Here is a 16,681-nt window from a genome sequence, read left to right on the forward strand (position 1 = left end):
CGCTACATTATAGCGACCGGCGCGGACAAACCTGCGCTGCTCGCAGCGACTGCACTGAACACCGGCTCCAGGCGAGCGGTCGCGCCCTCGATGAACTGGGCGCTGAACACGCGGCGGTCCGGCGTGGCAGCGGCATTGTCGCTGCGGTCGATGACGGCGCACAGCAGTTCGGCGGCCGCCATCGCCATCTTGGGCATCGGCTGGCGCAGCGTGGTGAGGTTGTAGCTGAGCCAGTTGGATGGTTCGACCGCATCGAAACCGGCCACCGACAACTGGCGCGGCACATCGATGCCCAGTTCGTGGCGGGCGCAATCGAGGCAGCCGATGGCCATCACGTCGCTGCCGCAGATGATCGCGTCCGGCACCGCGCCCATGGCGCTGATCAGGGCGCGCAGGCCGGCCGCGCCGCTGGGGTAGTCGGACTGGCCCGGCACCACCACCGGTGGCGGCAGGCCCAGCTCGGCCAGGCGCTCGCAGGCGCCGCGCCGGCGTTCGTTGGCGACGGTGGAATCTTCAATGCCGGCGATGATGCCGAAACGGCGGTGGCCGGCGGCGGCCAGGCGCGAGACCAGCATGCGGCCGGCTTCGCGGTGGTCGCAGGTGACAGTGTTGACGGCGCGTTCGCGCACGGTGCGGTTGAACAGCACCAGCGGCATCTGGCGCCGTTCGAATTCGGCGATATGGTCGGCGGTGAGGCGGGCGGCGGCGATCACGCCATCGACCTGGTACTGCCACACTTCGGACAGCACGCGATCGACGTCGGTCTCCCTGGGCAGCGTGAACAGCAGCACGCGCTTGCCGCGTGCGCCTATTTGCTGGCTCAATTCGCCGAGCAGTTCCGGGTAGTGCAGGTTGGCCTGGCTGGCGATCAGCACGGCCACGATGTTGGAGCGGCGCGTGATCAGGCTGCGCGCGGCGGCATTGGGAATGTAGTCGAGCAGGGCGGCGGCCTTCATCACCCGGGCCAATGTGGCCTCGGAGACGCTGGCGCCCTGCTGGAAGCAGCGCGATACGGCGGACTGCGACACCCCTGCCACCAGCGCCACGTCATACGAGGTCACGCGGCGTGCCTCGCGGGCGATCAGGGCTTTGTGGGCGATGGCGGTAGTCTCCACGCACGGCTTTATTTTGGTCATTGTCTCGTGGTTGGCGCAGGGACGGACCCGGACGAGCCGGGCATTGCCGCGCCAGCGGTTGTGTTGCAAGGAGCTTAATCAATAAATTACCGTAAGGCAATATCAATTGCACCTTGTTCTTGCTTATTGGATGTTTCAATGTGGAAATCACTTACGCGGTCGGCGACCTGTTGCGGCATTGCTGCAATTTTTCCTGTTGCCGCCTATTTTCTGCTCATTTTCCTGCTAAAATACCGCCCCTTTATCAGTTGAAGGGGCGACATGGCCAACGCATGCGGCGTCGATTTCGGTACGTCAAATTCCACGGTGGGTTGGGTACGTCCCGGCCACCCCGTGATGCTCGGCCTGGAAGACGGCAAAACCACCTTGCCGTCGGTCGTGTTCTTTAACGCCGACGAGGAAGAAGTCAAGTTCGGCCGCGCGGCGCTGGCCGATTACCTGGCCGGCTACGAGGGCCGCCTGATGCGCTCGCTTAAAAGCCTGCTCGGCACCAGCCTGATCGACGGCCAGACCGAGGTCGGTGGCCGCGCGCTGCCGTTCCGCATGTTGCTGGCGCAGTTCATCGGCGAGATCAAGCACCGCGCCGAGCGCGCCGCCGGCCGCCAGTTCAATTCCGCCGTGTTCGGCCGCCCCGTGCATTTCATCGACGACAGCGCCGCCAACGACCAGCTGGCCGAAGACACGCTGGCCGAGATCGCCCGTTCGGTGGGCTTTACCGACATCGCCTTCCAGTTCGAGCCGATTGCCGCTGCGTTCGATTACGAGTCGCAGATCGACCGCGAAGAACTGGTGCTGATCGCCGACATCGGCGGCGGTACGTCCGACTTCTCGCTGGTGCGCCTGTCGCCCGACCGCGCCAAAAAGGCCGAGCGGCGCGACGACATCCTCGCCAACGGCGGCGTCCACATCGGCGGCACCGACTTCGATAAATACCTGAGCCTGGCTGCAGTGATGCCGCTGCTCGGTTTCGGCAGCAAGCTGCGCAACGGCAGCGAAGTGCCATCGAGCTACTTCTTCAACCTGGCCACCTGGCACACCATCAACCAGGCTTACACCAAGAAGATGTGGACCCAGCTGGCCGACCTGCTGCGCGATTCGGCCGAACAGGAAAAACTGGGCCGCCTGCAACGCCTGATCGACGACCGCGCCGGCCACTGGCTGGCGATGAAATCGGAAGAAGGCAAGATTGCGCTGTCCGGCGCCGAGCGCCACCTGCTGGAACTGGACCGCCTGACGCCGGCGGTGTCGATCGAGCTCGACCGCACTCGCTTCGACGACGCCATCAGCCACCTGGTCGGTTCGGTGGAAACCACCGTGCTCAACCTGCTGCGCGACGCCGGTGTCACGCCGGACCAGGTCGATACCGTGTTCTTCACCGGTGGTTCGAGCGGCGTGCGCATGCTGCGCGAGCGCATTGCGGCGCTGGTGCCGGGCGCGCGCAAGGTCGAGGGCGATCTGTTCGGCAGCATCGGCGCCGGCCTGGCGCTCGATGCGGTGCGCAAGTTTGGCGGCGCCCATGCTTGACCAGCCGATCGTGATGCTCGACTTCGAGACCACCGGCCTCTCGCCCGTGATGGGCGACCGCATCACCGAGGTGGCGGCGCTGCGCATCGTCGGCGGCGAGGTGGTCGAGCGTTATGTTTCGCTGATCAACTGCAATGTGCGCATCCCGTCGTTCATCACCGGACTGACCGGCATCACCCAGGCCATGGTGGACGGCGCGCCGCCGGTGCACCAGGTGCTGCCGGAACTGCTGGACTTTATTGGCGGCGACACGCTGTCGGCCCACAACGCCAGCTTCGACGAGAAATTCCTGCTGGCCGAGGCCGCGCGCCTGAACCTGCAGGCGCGCCACCAGTCGCTGGTGTGCTCGCTCAAGCTGTCGCGCCGGGTGTTTCCGCAACTGCCCAGCTACAAGCTGGGCCAGCTCTCCAGCCAGCTTGGCATCCGTTTCAAGAGCGCGGCCCACCGGGCCGAGTCCGATGCCGAGGTGGCCGCCCAGGTGCTGATCCATATCGGCAAGCATATCGGATCCACGTACGGCATCGCTGCCGTCGATCCGGCGCTGCTGGTGTCGGTCAACAAGCTGGCCGCCGCGAAGGTTCACCAATTTCTCCTGAAACAGCAATTGGCATCCCGTGCGACTCTCTAAGCCTCTCTAGCCGCAACGGTCCCGGACTCGTTTGACTCCGCGCAAACGCCGGACTCGGGCGGGTTTTACACTTTAGTCAACTTTGTTGCAAAGATGACTAGAGGTGTGCCATGAATAACCAACGCTCGGCCAGGGATGGCTACGACAGTTACCTGTGGTACCGGTCTGCCGCCGAGCGTGGCGACCCCTATGCCCAGTTCAACCTCGGCCTGCTCTACAAGCACGGACGCGGCGTGGCCCGCGACGACCGCCAGGCCGCGCAGTGGTTCCTCAAGGCGGCGCTGCAAGGGCTGGCATTCGCCCAGAACCATCTTGGTGTGCTGTACTACAACGGGCGCGGCGTGCCGCCCAGCGACCGCGCCGCCGTGCGCTGGTTTCGCCGCGCAGCCGGCCAGGGCGACGCCTCGGCCCAGCAAAACCTGGCCCTGATGTATAAAAAGGGGCGCGGCGTGCCGCGCAGCGACGAAGCCGCACTCTCTTGGTGTTACCTGGCGTCCGAACAGGGCGTGGCCAGCGCCCAGACCCTGCTGGGCCTGGCCTATTCCAGGGGCATCGGCGTACGCCGCAACGACGCGCTGGCGCTGGCCTGGTTGCGCAAGGCGGCGCTGCAAAACCATGCCGGCGCCCAGCTCAACCTGGGCCTGATGTACAAGAAGGGGCAGGGCGTGGCAAGCTGCGACCGCCAGGCGCTGGCGTGGCTGCGGCAAGCTGCTGCGCAAAACCACCCGGTCGCGCAGCGCCTGGTCGGCGTGGCCTATGCCGAAGGCCAGGGCGTGGCGGCCGATCCGCCGCGCGCGTTTGCCTGGCTGCTGCGCGCGGCCGAGCAGGAAGACGCCGACGCCCAGTTCAACCTCGGCATCCTGCTCGCCAGCGGCCGCTCCGGCAAGGGAGGCGAAATCATGCGCGACGACGAACTGGCATTTTCCTGGTACTACCGCGCCGCGCAGTCGGGGCACATGCTGGCCCAGTACAACCTGGCCGGCATGTATGCTCGCGGACGCGGCGCGGCCCGCGACGACGCGCGCGCGCTGGCCTGGTACCTGCGCGCGGCGGAGCAGGGGGCAGCGAGCGCCCAGTTCAACGCGGCAGTGATGTACGCCAACGGCCAGGGTACGCCCCGCGACGAGGTCCGTGCCGTGCTGTGGTACCGGCGCGCGGCCGCCCAGGGCGATGCCAGCGCCCAGAACAACCTGGGGGTGATGTACGCCAGCGGCCAAGGCGTGCCGGCGGACGAGCGCCTGGCCGCCAACTGGTACGCGCGCGCCGCGCGCCAGGGCCACGTGCTGGGGCAAATCAACCTGGGTGCCATGTATGGCAGCGGGCGCGGCGTGGCGCGCGATGCGGCGCGCGCTTTCATGTGGATGTGCCTGGCGGCGGAAAAGGGCGAGGCGGCAGCAATCACCAACTGCGCCAGGATGGCGCCGGCCATGAGCGCGGCGGCCATGGCGCGGGCGCAGGAATTGCTGCGGCGCTGGCGCCTGCGCCAGCCTGCGTGCGTTCCGCCGCAGGCGAAAATGCGTGGCCGGTGAGGGGAGTTACAACTATCGGCCTGCTAGCGTCTGTGACAGCGCGAACCATTTTGCGACACATTTCACCTTCGATCGCGCATTTTCGTCCGCATCGGCGTAACTATTGCCATGATGCATCTCCCAGGCGCTACAATGGGTGATCACGTTTTCACACTCCGGGTAAGCCATGCGACGTTTTACGAGCCGCGCTGTCATCGCCAGCGTCCTGACGGGTAGTTGTGCCGCCGCCAGCGCCACCGGCGTGGCGGTGCAAGTGCAGGACGCCACCGGCAAGCCGCTGCCCGACACCGTCGTGTACCTGGAGCCCGAAGGCGGTTTTGGCGCCGGCAAGGCGCCGGCGGGCGCCGAGATCGAGCAGAAGGGCCTGAAGTTCCTGCCGCTCGTGACCGTGGTTCAGACCGGCGCCAGGATCAATTTCCCCAATAACGACAAGGTGCGCCACCACATCTATTCGTTCTCGCCCGCGCACAAGTTCGACCAGAAGCTGTACTCGGGCCAGGCCGCCACGCCGCAAGTGTTCGACAAGGCCGGCACCGTGGTCCTGGGCTGCAATATCCACGACAAGATGCTGGCCTACGTAAAAATCGTCGACACGCCGTACTTCGCCAAGACCGATGGCGCCGGCGCGGTGCGCATCGAGCTGCCGGCTGGCGGCAAGTACACGGTGCGCGCCTGGCACTACAACACCGTGGGCGGCGCCACGCCCGAGCAGGTGGTGCTGGTCAAGGCCGGCGACGCGCTCGCCACCGCCATCTTCAAGCTGCCGATGAAACCGCCGGCGCCCGCTGACGGCGCGGCGTCGATGTAGAGGGCACCGCATGCGCTTAGCATTTCGCAGCCTGGAGAGCCGCATCGTCACCTTGTTCCTGGTGCTGATCGTGGCGGTCCAGGTGATCGGCCTGCTGGTGATCCAGCGCGGCATCGACAACAACGCCCGCCAGGCCATCGCCGGCGAATTGAATAACGGTACCAAGGTGTTCGGCCGCCTGCTGGAACAGAACGCGCAGAACCTGCGTTTCGGCGCGCGCTTGCTGGCGCGCGACACGGCCTTCCTGGCCGCCATCGGCAACAACGAGGAGGGCGACCGCGCCACCATCGAATCGGCGCTGGCCAACAGCGGGCGCCGCATCAAGGCCTCGATGACGATGCTGGTCAACAGCGAACGCCAGCTCAGCGTCTCCACCAATGCCGCCCAAGCCGGCGCGCTGGCAAAAATCGTCGATGGCATGCTCGATGCGGCCGAGGCGGCGGACGGCGCCAACGGCATCGCCATCGTCGAACGCCGCCCGTACCAGGTGGTGGTGATGCCGGTCAAAGCGCCGATCACCATCGGCTGGATCGTCATGACGTTCCCGATCGACCGCCAGTTGGCCAACGAGATGCGCGAAGTGACGTCGCTGCACGCCACCATCGCCACGCGCGACCAGGCGGGCCAGTGGCTGCCGGCCGGCTCCACCTTCCTGGCGTCGTCGGCGCAGGCCGTGACCGCGCAGTTGCAGGCGCTGCCGGGCAACGCGACGGCGGGCAGCACGTCGTTCGACCTCAACGTGGAAGAAAACCGCTACAGCGCGCGCCTGCTGCGCATCGGCGAGGACAACGGCCAGTTCGCCGGCGTGATCCTGGCCCGTTCGATCGACGAGGCCACCGCTGAATACCGCCGCCTGGAGCATTGGCTGATCCTGCTCACGCTGGGCGGCATCGCCATTTCCACGATTGCCATCGTGATTACCGCCAAGCGCATTGCCCAGCCGATCAGCGAGCTGGCCGCCACCGCCCGCCGCCTCGAGCAGGGCGACTACAAGGGCGACATCGACACCAGCCGCGCCGACGAAATCGGCGCGCTGGCCGGCGCGTTCGACTCGATGCGCGAATCGATCGCCAAGCGCGAGCAGGAAATCCGCCGCCTGGCGTACTGGGACACGCTGACCAACCTGCCCAACCGCGCCCAGTTCCTGCTGCTGCTCAACGACGCGCTGGCAGATGCGCGCCGCCGCGAGGAGGCCGTGTTCGTGCTGATGATGGACCTCGACCGCTTCAAGCACGTCAATGACGTGATGGGCCACAGCTTCGGCGACGCGCTGCTGCGCCAGGTGGCCAGCCGCCTGCAACTGCTGCTGGTCAACCGCCTGCAGTCGTCGGCCCAGGTGGCGCGTCTGGGCGGCGACGAATTCGCGGTGCTGCTGCCGGCGTCTGACCTCGACGCGGCGCAGCGCATGGCTGGCGAGATCCTGCAAACGCTGGAAGCGCCGCTGTCGCTCGACGACCAGACCGTCGATATCGGCGCGGGCCTCGGCATTGCCGGCTACCCCGAGCATGGCAACGACGGCGAGGCGCTGCTGAGCATGGCCGAAGTGGCGATGTACACGGCCAAGACCCGCAACGATGGCGCCGTGGTGTACGACACGGCGATGGACAAGTCCAGCGACAAGAGCCTGTCGCTGCTGACGGAGCTGCGCAATGCCATCGAGCGCAACGAGTTCCGGCTGTTCGTGCAGCCCAAGATCATGCTCGACACGGGCCAGGTGGTGGGCATGGAGTCGCTGGTGCGCTGGGTGCACCCCGAGCGCGGCAACGTGTTCCCCGACGAGTTCATACCGTTTGCCGAGCAGACCGGCTTTATCCGCCTGCTGACGCGGTGGGTGATGGAAAAGTCGGCGGAGCTGTGCCAGCAGCTGGCAGCGCAGGGCCATCACCTGAAGGTGTCGGTGAATTTGTCCACCCGCGATTTGCTGGACCAGGACTTGCCGGTCAAGTTCGCCGACCTGCTGGCGCGCCATCGCCTGTCACCCGCGTCGTTCTGCCTGGAGATCACCGAGAGCGCGATCATGGACGACCCGGTGCGCGCGCAGACCACGCTCGAGCGGCTGTCGAACATGGGCGTCGATCTGTCGATCGACGATTTCGGCACCGGATATTCGTCGCTGGCTTACCTGAAGCGCTTGCCGGTCAACGAGCTGAAAATCGACAAGTCGTTCGTGCTGAACATGGAGAACGACGAGGGCGACACCAAGATCGTCCGCTCGACCATCGACCTCGGTCACAACATGGGCTTGCGCGTGGTGGCCGAGGGCATCGAGAGCGAAGCCGTGTGGCGCCTGCTGGCGGAACTGGGCTGCGACCAGGGACAGGGCTATTTCATGAGCCGGCCGATTCCCGGCGACCAGCTGGTGGCGTGGCTGGAAAAGTGGCAGGCGCCAATTGCGGTGCCTGCGGCGGTGCCTGGTTACCTTACCGAATAAAAGTTTCTCTACAGGCATGCCTGGCGTGTCATATTTGTCACACTTCAGGCTATGATCTGGTTGCCGAACACATCCGTTCTGTTCAAAAACCAAGGATCGCAATGCCACGACGACTGACCCTCTTAGCTTCCCTGATCTTGACGCAAGGCGCCGCCCTGGCGCAAACCTGCAACGGCAACTGGCCGGCCATGGACTACCCGGTTACGCGCACCGTGGAGCAGCAGGATAATTACCACGGCGCCACCGTGGCCGACCCGTACCGCTGGCTGGAAGACGCCAACAGCGCCGATACTGCCGCCTGGGTGCAGGAACAGAACAAGCTCACGCAAGGTTACCTGGCACAGATTCCCGGCCGCGACGCCATCAAGGCGCGCCTGACCAAGTTGTGGAACTACGAGCGTTTCAGCGTGCCGTTCAAGGAAGGCGGACGCTATTTCTACAGCCGCAATGACGGCCTGCAAAACCAGGCCGTGCTCTACACCATGAAGTCGCTGGCCGACATGCCGAGATTACTGCTCGACCCGAACACCCTGGCCGCCGACGGCACCGTGGCGCTGGCAGGCCTGGCGGTCAGCCCCAACGGCAAATACCTCGCGTACAGCACCGCCGCCTCCGGCTCGGACTGGAACGAGATCCGCGTGCGCGATATCGAGTCCGGCAAGGACGTGGCCGACCATATCAAGTGGGTCAAGTTCTCGAACACCGCCTGGCTGCACGACGGTTCCGGCTTCTTCTACAGCCGCTACGACGAGCCGACCGAAGCAGGCAAGCTGGCCGCCGTCAACTACTTCCAGAAGCTGTACTTCCACAAGATCGGCACGCCGCAAAGCGCGGACACGCTGGTGTACGATCGCCCGGACAACAAGGACTGGGGCTTCTCCGCCCAGGTCACCGAAGATGGCCGCTTCCTGGTGATCACCGCCTCGCAGGGTACCGAGAACAAGAACCGCGTGTTTTACAAGGACCTGAAACAGAAGGACGGCAAGGTGGTCGGCCTGCTGGAAGATTTCGACGCCGCCTATAATTTCGTCGGCAACGACGGCCAGGTGTTCTACTTCCACACCGAGCGCAACGCGCCGCGCGGCCGCATCGTCGCCATCGACGTGAAAAAGCCTGCGGTATTGAGCTGGAAGCAGATCGTGCCCGAAAGCGGCAGCACGCTGGTCTCCGCATCGCTGGTCAACAACCAGCTGCTGGTGGACTACCTGAGCGACGCCCACAGCCTGGTCAAGGTATTCGACCTGCGCGGCAAGCCGCTGCACGACGTCAAGCTGCCGGGCCTCGGTACCGCCTCGGGCTTCTCGGGCAAGCGCACCGACACCGAGACCTTCTATTCGTACACCAGCTTTACCACGCCTTCCACCATCTATCGCCACGACCTCAAGACGAACAAGAGCAGCGTCTATCGCCAGCCCAAGGTGGACTTCGACCCGGCCGGCTATGAAACGCGCCAGGAATTCTTCACCAGCCGCGATGGCACCCGCGTGCCGATGTTCATCGTCTCGAAGAAGGGCATCAAGTACGACGGCAGCAACCCGACCTATCTGTACGGCTACGGCGGCTTCAACGTCTCGCTCACGCCCACCTTCTCGGTGGCCAACCTGGCCTGGCTGGAAATGGGCGGCGTCTATGTGATGGCCAACCTGCGCGGTGGCGGCGAGTACGGCGAATCGTGGCACGAGGCGGGCACCAAGCTGAAAAAACAGAACGTATTCGACGACTTCATCGGCGCGGCCGAATGGCTGGTGTCGCACAAGGTGACGTCGCCGTCGAAGCTGGCGATCGGCGGCGGCAGCAACGGCGGCCTGCTGGTGGGCGCGGCGATGACCCAGCGTCCGGACCTGTTTGCGGCGGCGATTCCGCAAGTGGGCGTGCTGGACATGCTGCGCTTCCATAAATTCACGATCGGCTGGGCCTGGACGTCCGACTACGGCTCGTCCGACAACGCCGACGAGTTCAAGGCGCTGGTTAAATATTCGCCGCTGCACAACCTGAAAAAAGGCGCATGCTACCCGGCGACCATGATCACCACGGCCGACCATGACGACCGCGTGGTGCCGGCGCACAGCTTCAAGTTTGCTGCCGCCGCCCAGGCTGCGCAAGCGGGCCAGCCGGGCGCCGCGCCGATCCTGATCCGGATCGACAGCAAGGCGGGCCACGGCGCCGGCAAGCCGACCACCAAGCAGATCGAGGAAGTGGCCGATCGCTGGGGCTTCCTCACCCGCGCCTTGCACATGGATGGCAAGTAAGGTTCGATAGCGAACATAAAAAATGTTGTGGTGGAATTACTATTGGTCATAGTTTCCACCACTGCCGATTTTATGACGACTCCTCCGACCCATGACACTGCCATCGCCACGCGCAGCAAGCGCCAGCCCACCACGCGTATTTCGACCGGCATCCATGGTCTGGACGACATCCTGTGCGGCGGCTTGACGGCGCAGCGCGTGTACCTGGTGGAGGGCTCCCCGGGTACCGGCAAGACCACGCTGGGCCTGCAGTTTCTGCTCGAGGGCGTGGCGCGCGGCGAGACCGGCTTGTACATCACGCTGTCGGAAACCGCCGATGAACTCGATGCCGTGGCGGAAAGCCACGGCTGGGACATGGCTGGCATCGACGTGTTTGAGCTGGTCAACGATACCTCGCTCGATCCCGAGGCGCAGCAATCGGTGTTTCATCCGTCGGAAGTGGAACTGGGCGAGACCACGCGCAGCGTGATGGAACGCGTCAATGCGCTCAAGCCCTTGCGCGTGGTGTTCGACAGCCTGTCCGAGATGCGCCTGCTGGCGCAAAATCCCTTGCGCTACCGGCGCCAGATCCTCGCGCTCAAGCAGTTTTTCTCGCAGCGCGACTGCACCGTGCTGCTGCTCGACGATAAATCGAATACGCCCGACCAGCAGCTGCACAGCCTGGCCCATGGCGTCATCAGCCTCGAACAGATCGCCCAGGAATTCGGCAAGGAGCGTCGCCGCGTCAACGTGATCAAGATGCGCGGCACCAAGTTCCGTGGCGGCTACCACGACTACATCCTCGAGACGGGCGGCCTGAAAATCTTCCCGCGCCTGGTGGCCGCCGAGCACCATCGCCCGTACAGCGCCCACGTCAGCTCCACCGGTTCCGACGGTTTCGATGCGCTGCTGGGCGGCGGCCTCGCTTCCGGCACCAACACCCTGATCGTCGGGCCGTCAGGCATCGGCAAGACCACCATGTCGGTGCGCTGCCTGCTGTCGGCGCTCGAACGCGGCGAAAGGGCGTCGTTCTACCTGTTCGACGAGGGACTGGGCACCTTTTTTGCCCGCGCAGCCGCGCTCGGAATGGAACTGCGCAGCTACGCCGAGAGCGGCCAGCTCAAGATGCACCATATCGATCCGGCCGAACTGGCGCCGGGCGAATTCGCCCAGATGCTGCGCGACGCCGTCGAGGGCGCGAACGTCAAGTTCATCGTCATCGATAGCCTGAACGCCTATTTGCAGGCCATGCCCGGCGAGCATTTCCTCACCTTGCAGATGCATGAACTGCTGTCGTACCTGAACCAGCAGGGCGTGACCACGGTGCTGGTACTGGGCCAGCACGGGGTGATCGGCGAGGTGCGCACCGACGTCGATCTCAGTTACATGAGCGACACCACGGTGCTGGTGCGCTTTTTCGAATCGAACGGCAGGCTGCGCCGCGCGCTCACGGTGATCAAGAGCCGCACCGCCGACCATGCGCTGACCATACACGAGCTGGTGCTGGGCAGCGGTGGCCTGGCCATCGGCCCGGCACTCGAGGGTTTCGAGGGCGTGCTCACCGGCCTGCCCACCTACCGCGGCGCCACACCCATGATGGCGACCGATGCCGATGTCCGCGCCTGATTCCGCCATCGAGGAGCGGATCCTGATCCTCGCGCCCCATGGGCGCGACGCCGAGGTGATCCACCAGGTCTTGCTGCGCGACGGGTTTGCCGGCGGCGCGGTGGCCAATGTGGAAGCGCTGGTGGCCGGCCTGCAGCATGGCGCCGGCGCCTGCGTGATCGCCGAGGAAGCACTGCGCGACTCCAGCGTCAAACACCTGCTGGCTTGGCTCGGCACCCAGGAGCCGTGGTCCGATTTTCCGTTCGTGGTGCTGGTGGCCAGGGGCGGCGGTCATACCCAGGCCGCGCGCAGCACGTTCGACCAGCTGGGCAACATCATCCTGCTCGAACGTCCGCTCAATGCCGAGACCTTGCGCAGCGCCGCCGCTTCCGCGCTGCGCGCGCGGCGGCGCCAGTACGAGTCGCGCCGCATCCTGGCCGAGCGTACGCTGGCCTCCGACAGCCTGCGCGACAGCCGCGCCGAACTGCTGCAATTGAACGAGACGCTCGAATCGCGCATCGAAGAACGCACGCGTGCGCTGGCGCAGGCCAACGACCGCCTGATGAACGAAGTGATCGAACGCGAACGAGTGCAGCTGGCCATGGTGCAGTTGCAGAAAATGGAAGCGGTCGGTCGTCTCACGGGCGGCATCGCCCACGATTTCAACAACCTGCTCAATGTGATCCAGGGCAGCATGGACCTGATCCTGCTGCTGTCGCAAGACCCCCATGCGCGCAATAAGGCCGAGGTGGCGCGCCGCGCCTGCGAGCGTGGCGGCAAGCTGACCAGCCAGTTGCTGGCGTTCTCGCGCAACCAGCGCCTGAACCTGCGCGCCACGCCGGTGCGCGCCATGTTCGACGGTGTGCGCGAGCTGATGGCGACGTCGCTGGGCAGCGGCGTGAAGCTGGTGTTCGACGTGGCCGACGATGTGGGCCTGGTCATGGCCGACACCAACCAGATGGAAATGGCGCTGCTCAACCTGGCCATCAACGCGCGCGACGCCATGCCCGGCGGCGGCAGGCTGGCGGTAAGCGCCAGCGTGGCCAGTGCGCCGGAAGGGCTGCTGCCGCCGGGCCGTTACTGCCGCATCGCCGTGACCGACAACGGTCCCGGCATCGACCCGGCCATCATCGGCAAGGTGTTCGAGCCGTTCTTCACCACCAAGAGCGTGGGCAAGGGTACCGGCCTGGGATTGAGCCAGGTCTATGGCATGGCCCAGCAGTCGGGCGGCACGGCGCGCATCGTGGGCGCCGACGGTGGCGGCACCACCATCGAGATCTGGCTGCAACTGGCGCAGCATGCCGAGGCGGAGGCGAACGCGCCGCTGGCGATCGCCCCCAAGCCGGCCGGCGCCGGTGTGCGCATCCTGGTGGTGGAAGACGACAAATCCGTGCGGCAGTCGATGGTGGAACTGCTCGAGACGCTGGGCTACCAGGTGAGCCAGGCCGACGACGGCGAAGCGGGCCTGCGCGAACTCCGGCGCGCCAAGCCGCACCTGATGATCACCGATTACCTGATGCCCGGCATGACCGGCGCCCAGCTGGTCGCTGCCGCCAACATCGAGTTCCCCGGCCTGCCCATGATCATCGCCACCGGCTACGCCGACATGGAGGCGATCGACGCCGTCATCGGCGCCAACACCGTGCTGCGCAAACCGTTCCACCTGGGGCAACTGGCGGCGACCGTCGATCAGGCGTTGCGGCGGTAGGGCCGGCTTTTACTGGCGTTCAGCGGTGGATCACCACCATCAACGCCTTCGCCTCGGCCTTGCCCACGTTGCGGATCACGTGCTGCATATCGGCCGGGTAGCGTGCCGTGGCGCCCAGTTTGACTTTTTTCTTGTCCGCGCCAACTTCCACTTCCACCGAGCCATGCAGCAGGGTCAGGTGTTCCTGGGCGCCGGGGTCGTGGCCTTGCGAGGCCAGTTCCCCGCCCGGGGCCAGGGTCAGTTCGTACCATTCGTATTTGCCGGCCAGTTCCATCGGGCCGAGGATGCGCAGCACGTAGCCGGCGTGGTTGCCGGGCAGGGTGGGGGTTTCGTGGGCTTCCAGCACGCGGATGGTGGCGGTTTCCTTTTCGGCCGAAGCCAGCAGGTCGCCGATCGGCACGCCCAGCGCGTTGGCCAGGCGCCAGGTGATGGCAATCGTCGGATTGGCCTTTTCGCGTTCGATCTGCGAGAGCATCGACTTCGACACACCGGCAATGCGCGAGAGATCCTCGAGCGTGAGGCCGCGCGCCAGGCGCAGGCGTTGCAGGGCGGCGCCGACTTCGGGCGGGGCGTTCGTCGAAACAGGTGTTTGCATTGTTTTATTCGGCGGATGGACTAAATTGCGGATGAATCTGCCGGCAACCGGCGGCTATTTCCGCATGGTTCCGGCTTGCGCAGTGCACTGGTTCTCTGTAATATCCACTATATTGAATTTTAGTTCGACATAGCGAATTTCTGCCGAGGCAGTGAAAACGTGTCGCAATCGTACCATACCCGCTACCCCAGAACCATCAGACAAGGGACCACCATGAGCATCGACGCCAAAAACACCTTCTTCACCGGCCTGCAGCATACCCTCGACCAGTTGCGCAGCGATGGCCTGTTCAAGCCGGAGCGGGTGCTGGCGTCGCGCCAGGGCGCCGAAGTGGTGGGCCAGGACGGCCGCACCCTGATCAATATGTGCGCCAATAACTACCTCGGTTTGTCGGGCGAAGCGTGGGTGGCGCAAGCCTCGATCGACGCCACCGAACAATACGGCTACGGCCTGTCGTCGGTGCGCTTCATCTGCGGCACCCAGACCGTGCACAAGCAGCTGGAACAGGCGATTTCCAAGTTTCTGGGCACCGAAGACACCATCCTGTACGCAGCGGCTTTCGACGCCAACGGCGGCTTGTTCGAGCCGCTGTTCGACGAGAACGACGCCATCATTTCCGACGCGCTCAATCACGCATCGATCATCGACGGCATCCGCCTGTGCAAGGCTGCGCGCTTCCGCTACGCCCACAACGACATGGCCGACCTGGAAAAGCAGCTGCAGGCGGCCGCCGGCAAGCGCCATAAAGTCATCGTCACCGACGGCGTGTTCTCGATGGACGGCACCATCGCCCAACTGGACAAGATCTGCGACCTGGCCGACCAGTACGGCGCGCTGGTGATGATCGACGAATGCCACGCTTCCGGCTTCATGGGCGCTACCGGCCGTGGCACGCACGAACACCACAACGTGATGGGCCGCATCGACATCATCACCGGCACGCTGGGCAAGGCCCTGGGCGGCGCCATGGGCGGTTTTACGTCGGCGCGCAAGGAAGTGATCGACATGCTGCGCCAGAAATCGCGTCCTTACCTGTTCTCCAACACGCTGGCGCCGTCGATCGCCGGTGCTTCGCTGGCAGTGCTCGAGCGCCTGTCGCAATCGACCGAATTGCGCGACCGCCTGCACCTGAATACTGCCTATTTCCGCAAGGAGATCGAGCGCATCGGCTTCACCATCAAGCCGGGCACGCACCCGGTGGTGCCGGTGATGCTGTTCGACGCACCGGTGGCGCAAAAGTTCGCTGCCCGCATGTACGAGCTGGGCGTGCTCTTGTCCGGCTTCTTCTATCCGGTAGTGCCGATGGGGCAGGCGCGCGTGCGCGTGCAGCTGTCCGCCGCCCATACCCGCGAGCAGCTCGATACGGTGCTCAAGGCCTTCGAGCAGGCCGGCAATGAACTTGGCCTGCTGAACCAGGCAGCGTAAAACCAATAATATGCACATCGTCAGGAATCACATGAACATCACTACCCCAAGCGCCGAACGCATTCACGCCGAACGTATTCTCGTCATCGGCGCCAACGGCCAGATCGGCAGCGAACTGGTGGAGGCGCTGGCCGCCAGCCACGGCGCCGACAACGTCTTCGCCGCCGACATCAGCCCCACCAACCTGTACAACGCGGCGCGCTACCTGACGCTCAATGTGCTCGACAAGGAAGCGCTGTCGGCGCTGGTCACCAGCGAAGGCATCACCCAGGTGTACCAGCTGGCGGCCATGCTGTCGGCCACCGGCGAGGCAGCCCCGCTCAAGGCCTGGACCCTGAACATGGACGGCCTGCTCAACATCCTGGAAGTGGCGCGCGAGCGCGGCGCCATTGGCAAGCCATTGAAAGTGTTCTGGCCGTCGTCGATTGCCGCCTTCGGCCCCAACACCCCGGCGGTGAACACGCCGCAAACCACGGTGATGGACCCGACCACCATCTATGGCATCAGCAAACTGGCCGGCGAACGCCTGTGCGAGTACTACTTCATCAAGTATGGTGTCGATGTGCGCAGCATCCGCTATCCGGGCATCATCAGTTTTAAATCGCCTCCGGGCGGCGGCACCACCGATTACGCCATCGCGATCTTCCACTCGGCGCTGCGCGGCGAACGCTACGAATGCTTCCTCGGCCCGCACACCACGCTGCCGATGATCTACATGCCCGACGCCATCCGCGCCACCATCGAACTGATGGAAGCGCCAAGCGAACAGGTGAAAGTGCGCTCGTCCTACAACGTGGCCGGCGTATCGTTCAACCCGGAACAACTGGCCGCCGCGATCACCCGCGCGGTACCGGACTTCAAGATCGGCTACCAGCCGGACAGCCGCCAGGCGATTGCCGACTCGTGGCCGCAAAGCCTCGACGACGCCGTGGCCACCGCCGACTGGGGCTGGAGGGCGCGCATCGGCATCGACGCCATGGTGGCCGACATGCTGGCCAACGTTAATGTCCAGCTTGGTCAGGCCGCGTAAATTTAACCATCATATAAAACTACAACGAGAGACA

12 protein-coding genes are annotated in these 16,681 nt (G+C 65.1%); 10 read left to right on the plus strand and 2 right to left on the minus strand.

Going from position 1 to position 16,681, the window contains the following annotated elements; genetic code table 11:
* Positions 1 to 2 precede the first annotated feature (2 nt).
* Complete coding sequence (locus SR858_RS11730) at positions 3 to 1,136, minus strand: LacI family DNA-binding transcriptional regulator (protein ID WP_019920978.1); 1,134 nt, start codon at positions 1,134 to 1,136, stop codon at positions 3 to 5.
* Between the two features lie 261 nt (positions 1,137 to 1,397).
* Here SR858_RS11730 and SR858_RS11735 point away from each other — a divergent pair, with 261 nt between their 5' ends.
* The 8 genes from SR858_RS11735 (at position 1,398) to SR858_RS11770 (ending at position 13,597) form a co-directional block, all read left to right on the plus strand.
* Entirely contained in the window at positions 1,398 to 2,660 is a 1,263-nt protein-coding gene (locus tag SR858_RS11735; protein ID WP_019920979.1) for an Hsp70 family protein, read from the plus strand.
* A complete protein-coding gene (locus SR858_RS11740; protein ID WP_019920980.1) occupies positions 2,653 to 3,288 on the plus strand; it encodes a 3'-5' exonuclease in 636 nt (211 codons plus the stop codon). Before SR858_RS11735 ends, SR858_RS11740 begins: the two co-directional genes overlap by 8 nt.
* Before the next feature lie 110 nt (positions 3,289 to 3,398).
* Positions 3,399 to 4,817, plus strand: coding sequence for a tetratricopeptide repeat protein (locus SR858_RS11745; RefSeq protein ID WP_019920981.1), 1,419 nt, complete (start codon positions 3,399 to 3,401; stop codon positions 4,815 to 4,817).
* Between the two features lie 166 nt (positions 4,818 to 4,983).
* Positions 4,984 to 5,625 carry a methylamine utilization protein gene (locus SR858_RS11750; protein WP_019920982.1) on the plus strand — a complete coding sequence of 214 codons (642 nt, stop codon included), beginning with the start codon at positions 4,984 to 4,986 and terminating at the stop codon, positions 5,623 to 5,625.
* 10 nt (positions 5,626 to 5,635) lie between these two features.
* Entirely contained in the window at positions 5,636 to 8,056 is a 2,421-nt protein-coding gene (locus SR858_RS11755) for a putative bifunctional diguanylate cyclase/phosphodiesterase (RefSeq protein WP_019920983.1), read from the plus strand.
* 101 nt (positions 8,057 to 8,157) lie between these two features.
* The gene (locus tag SR858_RS11760; RefSeq protein ID WP_084669865.1) at positions 8,158 to 10,305 is read left to right on the plus strand and encodes a prolyl oligopeptidase family serine peptidase; all 2,148 of its coding nucleotides are present in this window, start codon (positions 8,158 to 8,160) and stop codon (positions 10,303 to 10,305) included.
* A gap of 72 nt (positions 10,306 to 10,377) precedes the next feature.
* On the plus strand, positions 10,378 to 11,910 hold the full coding sequence (locus tag SR858_RS11765) for an ATPase domain-containing protein (RefSeq protein ID WP_019920985.1): 1,533 nt from the start codon (positions 10,378 to 10,380) through the stop codon (positions 11,908 to 11,910).
* On the plus strand, positions 11,891 to 13,597 hold the full coding sequence (locus SR858_RS11770) for a response regulator (protein ID WP_019920986.1): 1,707 nt from the start codon (positions 11,891 to 11,893) through the stop codon (positions 13,595 to 13,597). Before SR858_RS11765 ends, SR858_RS11770 begins: the two co-directional genes overlap by 20 nt.
* A gap of 19 nt (positions 13,598 to 13,616) precedes the next feature.
* On the opposite strand, the gene SR858_RS11775 is transcribed toward SR858_RS11770, so the two are convergent.
* Positions 13,617 to 14,192: a helix-turn-helix domain-containing protein gene (locus SR858_RS11775; protein WP_019920987.1), complete on the minus strand. Its 576-nt coding sequence runs from the start codon at positions 14,190 to 14,192 to the stop codon at positions 13,617 to 13,619.
* Positions 14,193 to 14,405: 213 nt separating this feature from the next.
* Here SR858_RS11775 and kbl point away from each other — a divergent pair, with 213 nt between their 5' ends.
* Both kbl and SR858_RS11785 read left to right on the plus strand, forming a co-directional pair.
* Entirely contained in the window at positions 14,406 to 15,617 is a 1,212-nt protein-coding gene (kbl, locus tag SR858_RS11780; RefSeq protein WP_019920988.1) for a glycine C-acetyltransferase, read from the plus strand.
* A gap of 31 nt (positions 15,618 to 15,648) precedes the next feature.
* Positions 15,649 to 16,647, plus strand: a complete 999-nt coding sequence (locus SR858_RS11785) for an NAD-dependent epimerase/dehydratase family protein (RefSeq protein ID WP_019920989.1) — start codon at positions 15,649 to 15,651, stop codon at positions 16,645 to 16,647.
* The last annotated feature ends 34 nt before the right edge of the window (positions 16,648 to 16,681 follow it).

Source organism: Duganella zoogloeoides (assembly GCF_034479515.1).
GTDB classification, from domain to species: Bacteria; Pseudomonadota; Gammaproteobacteria; order Burkholderiales; family Burkholderiaceae_D; genus Rugamonas; species Rugamonas zoogloeoides.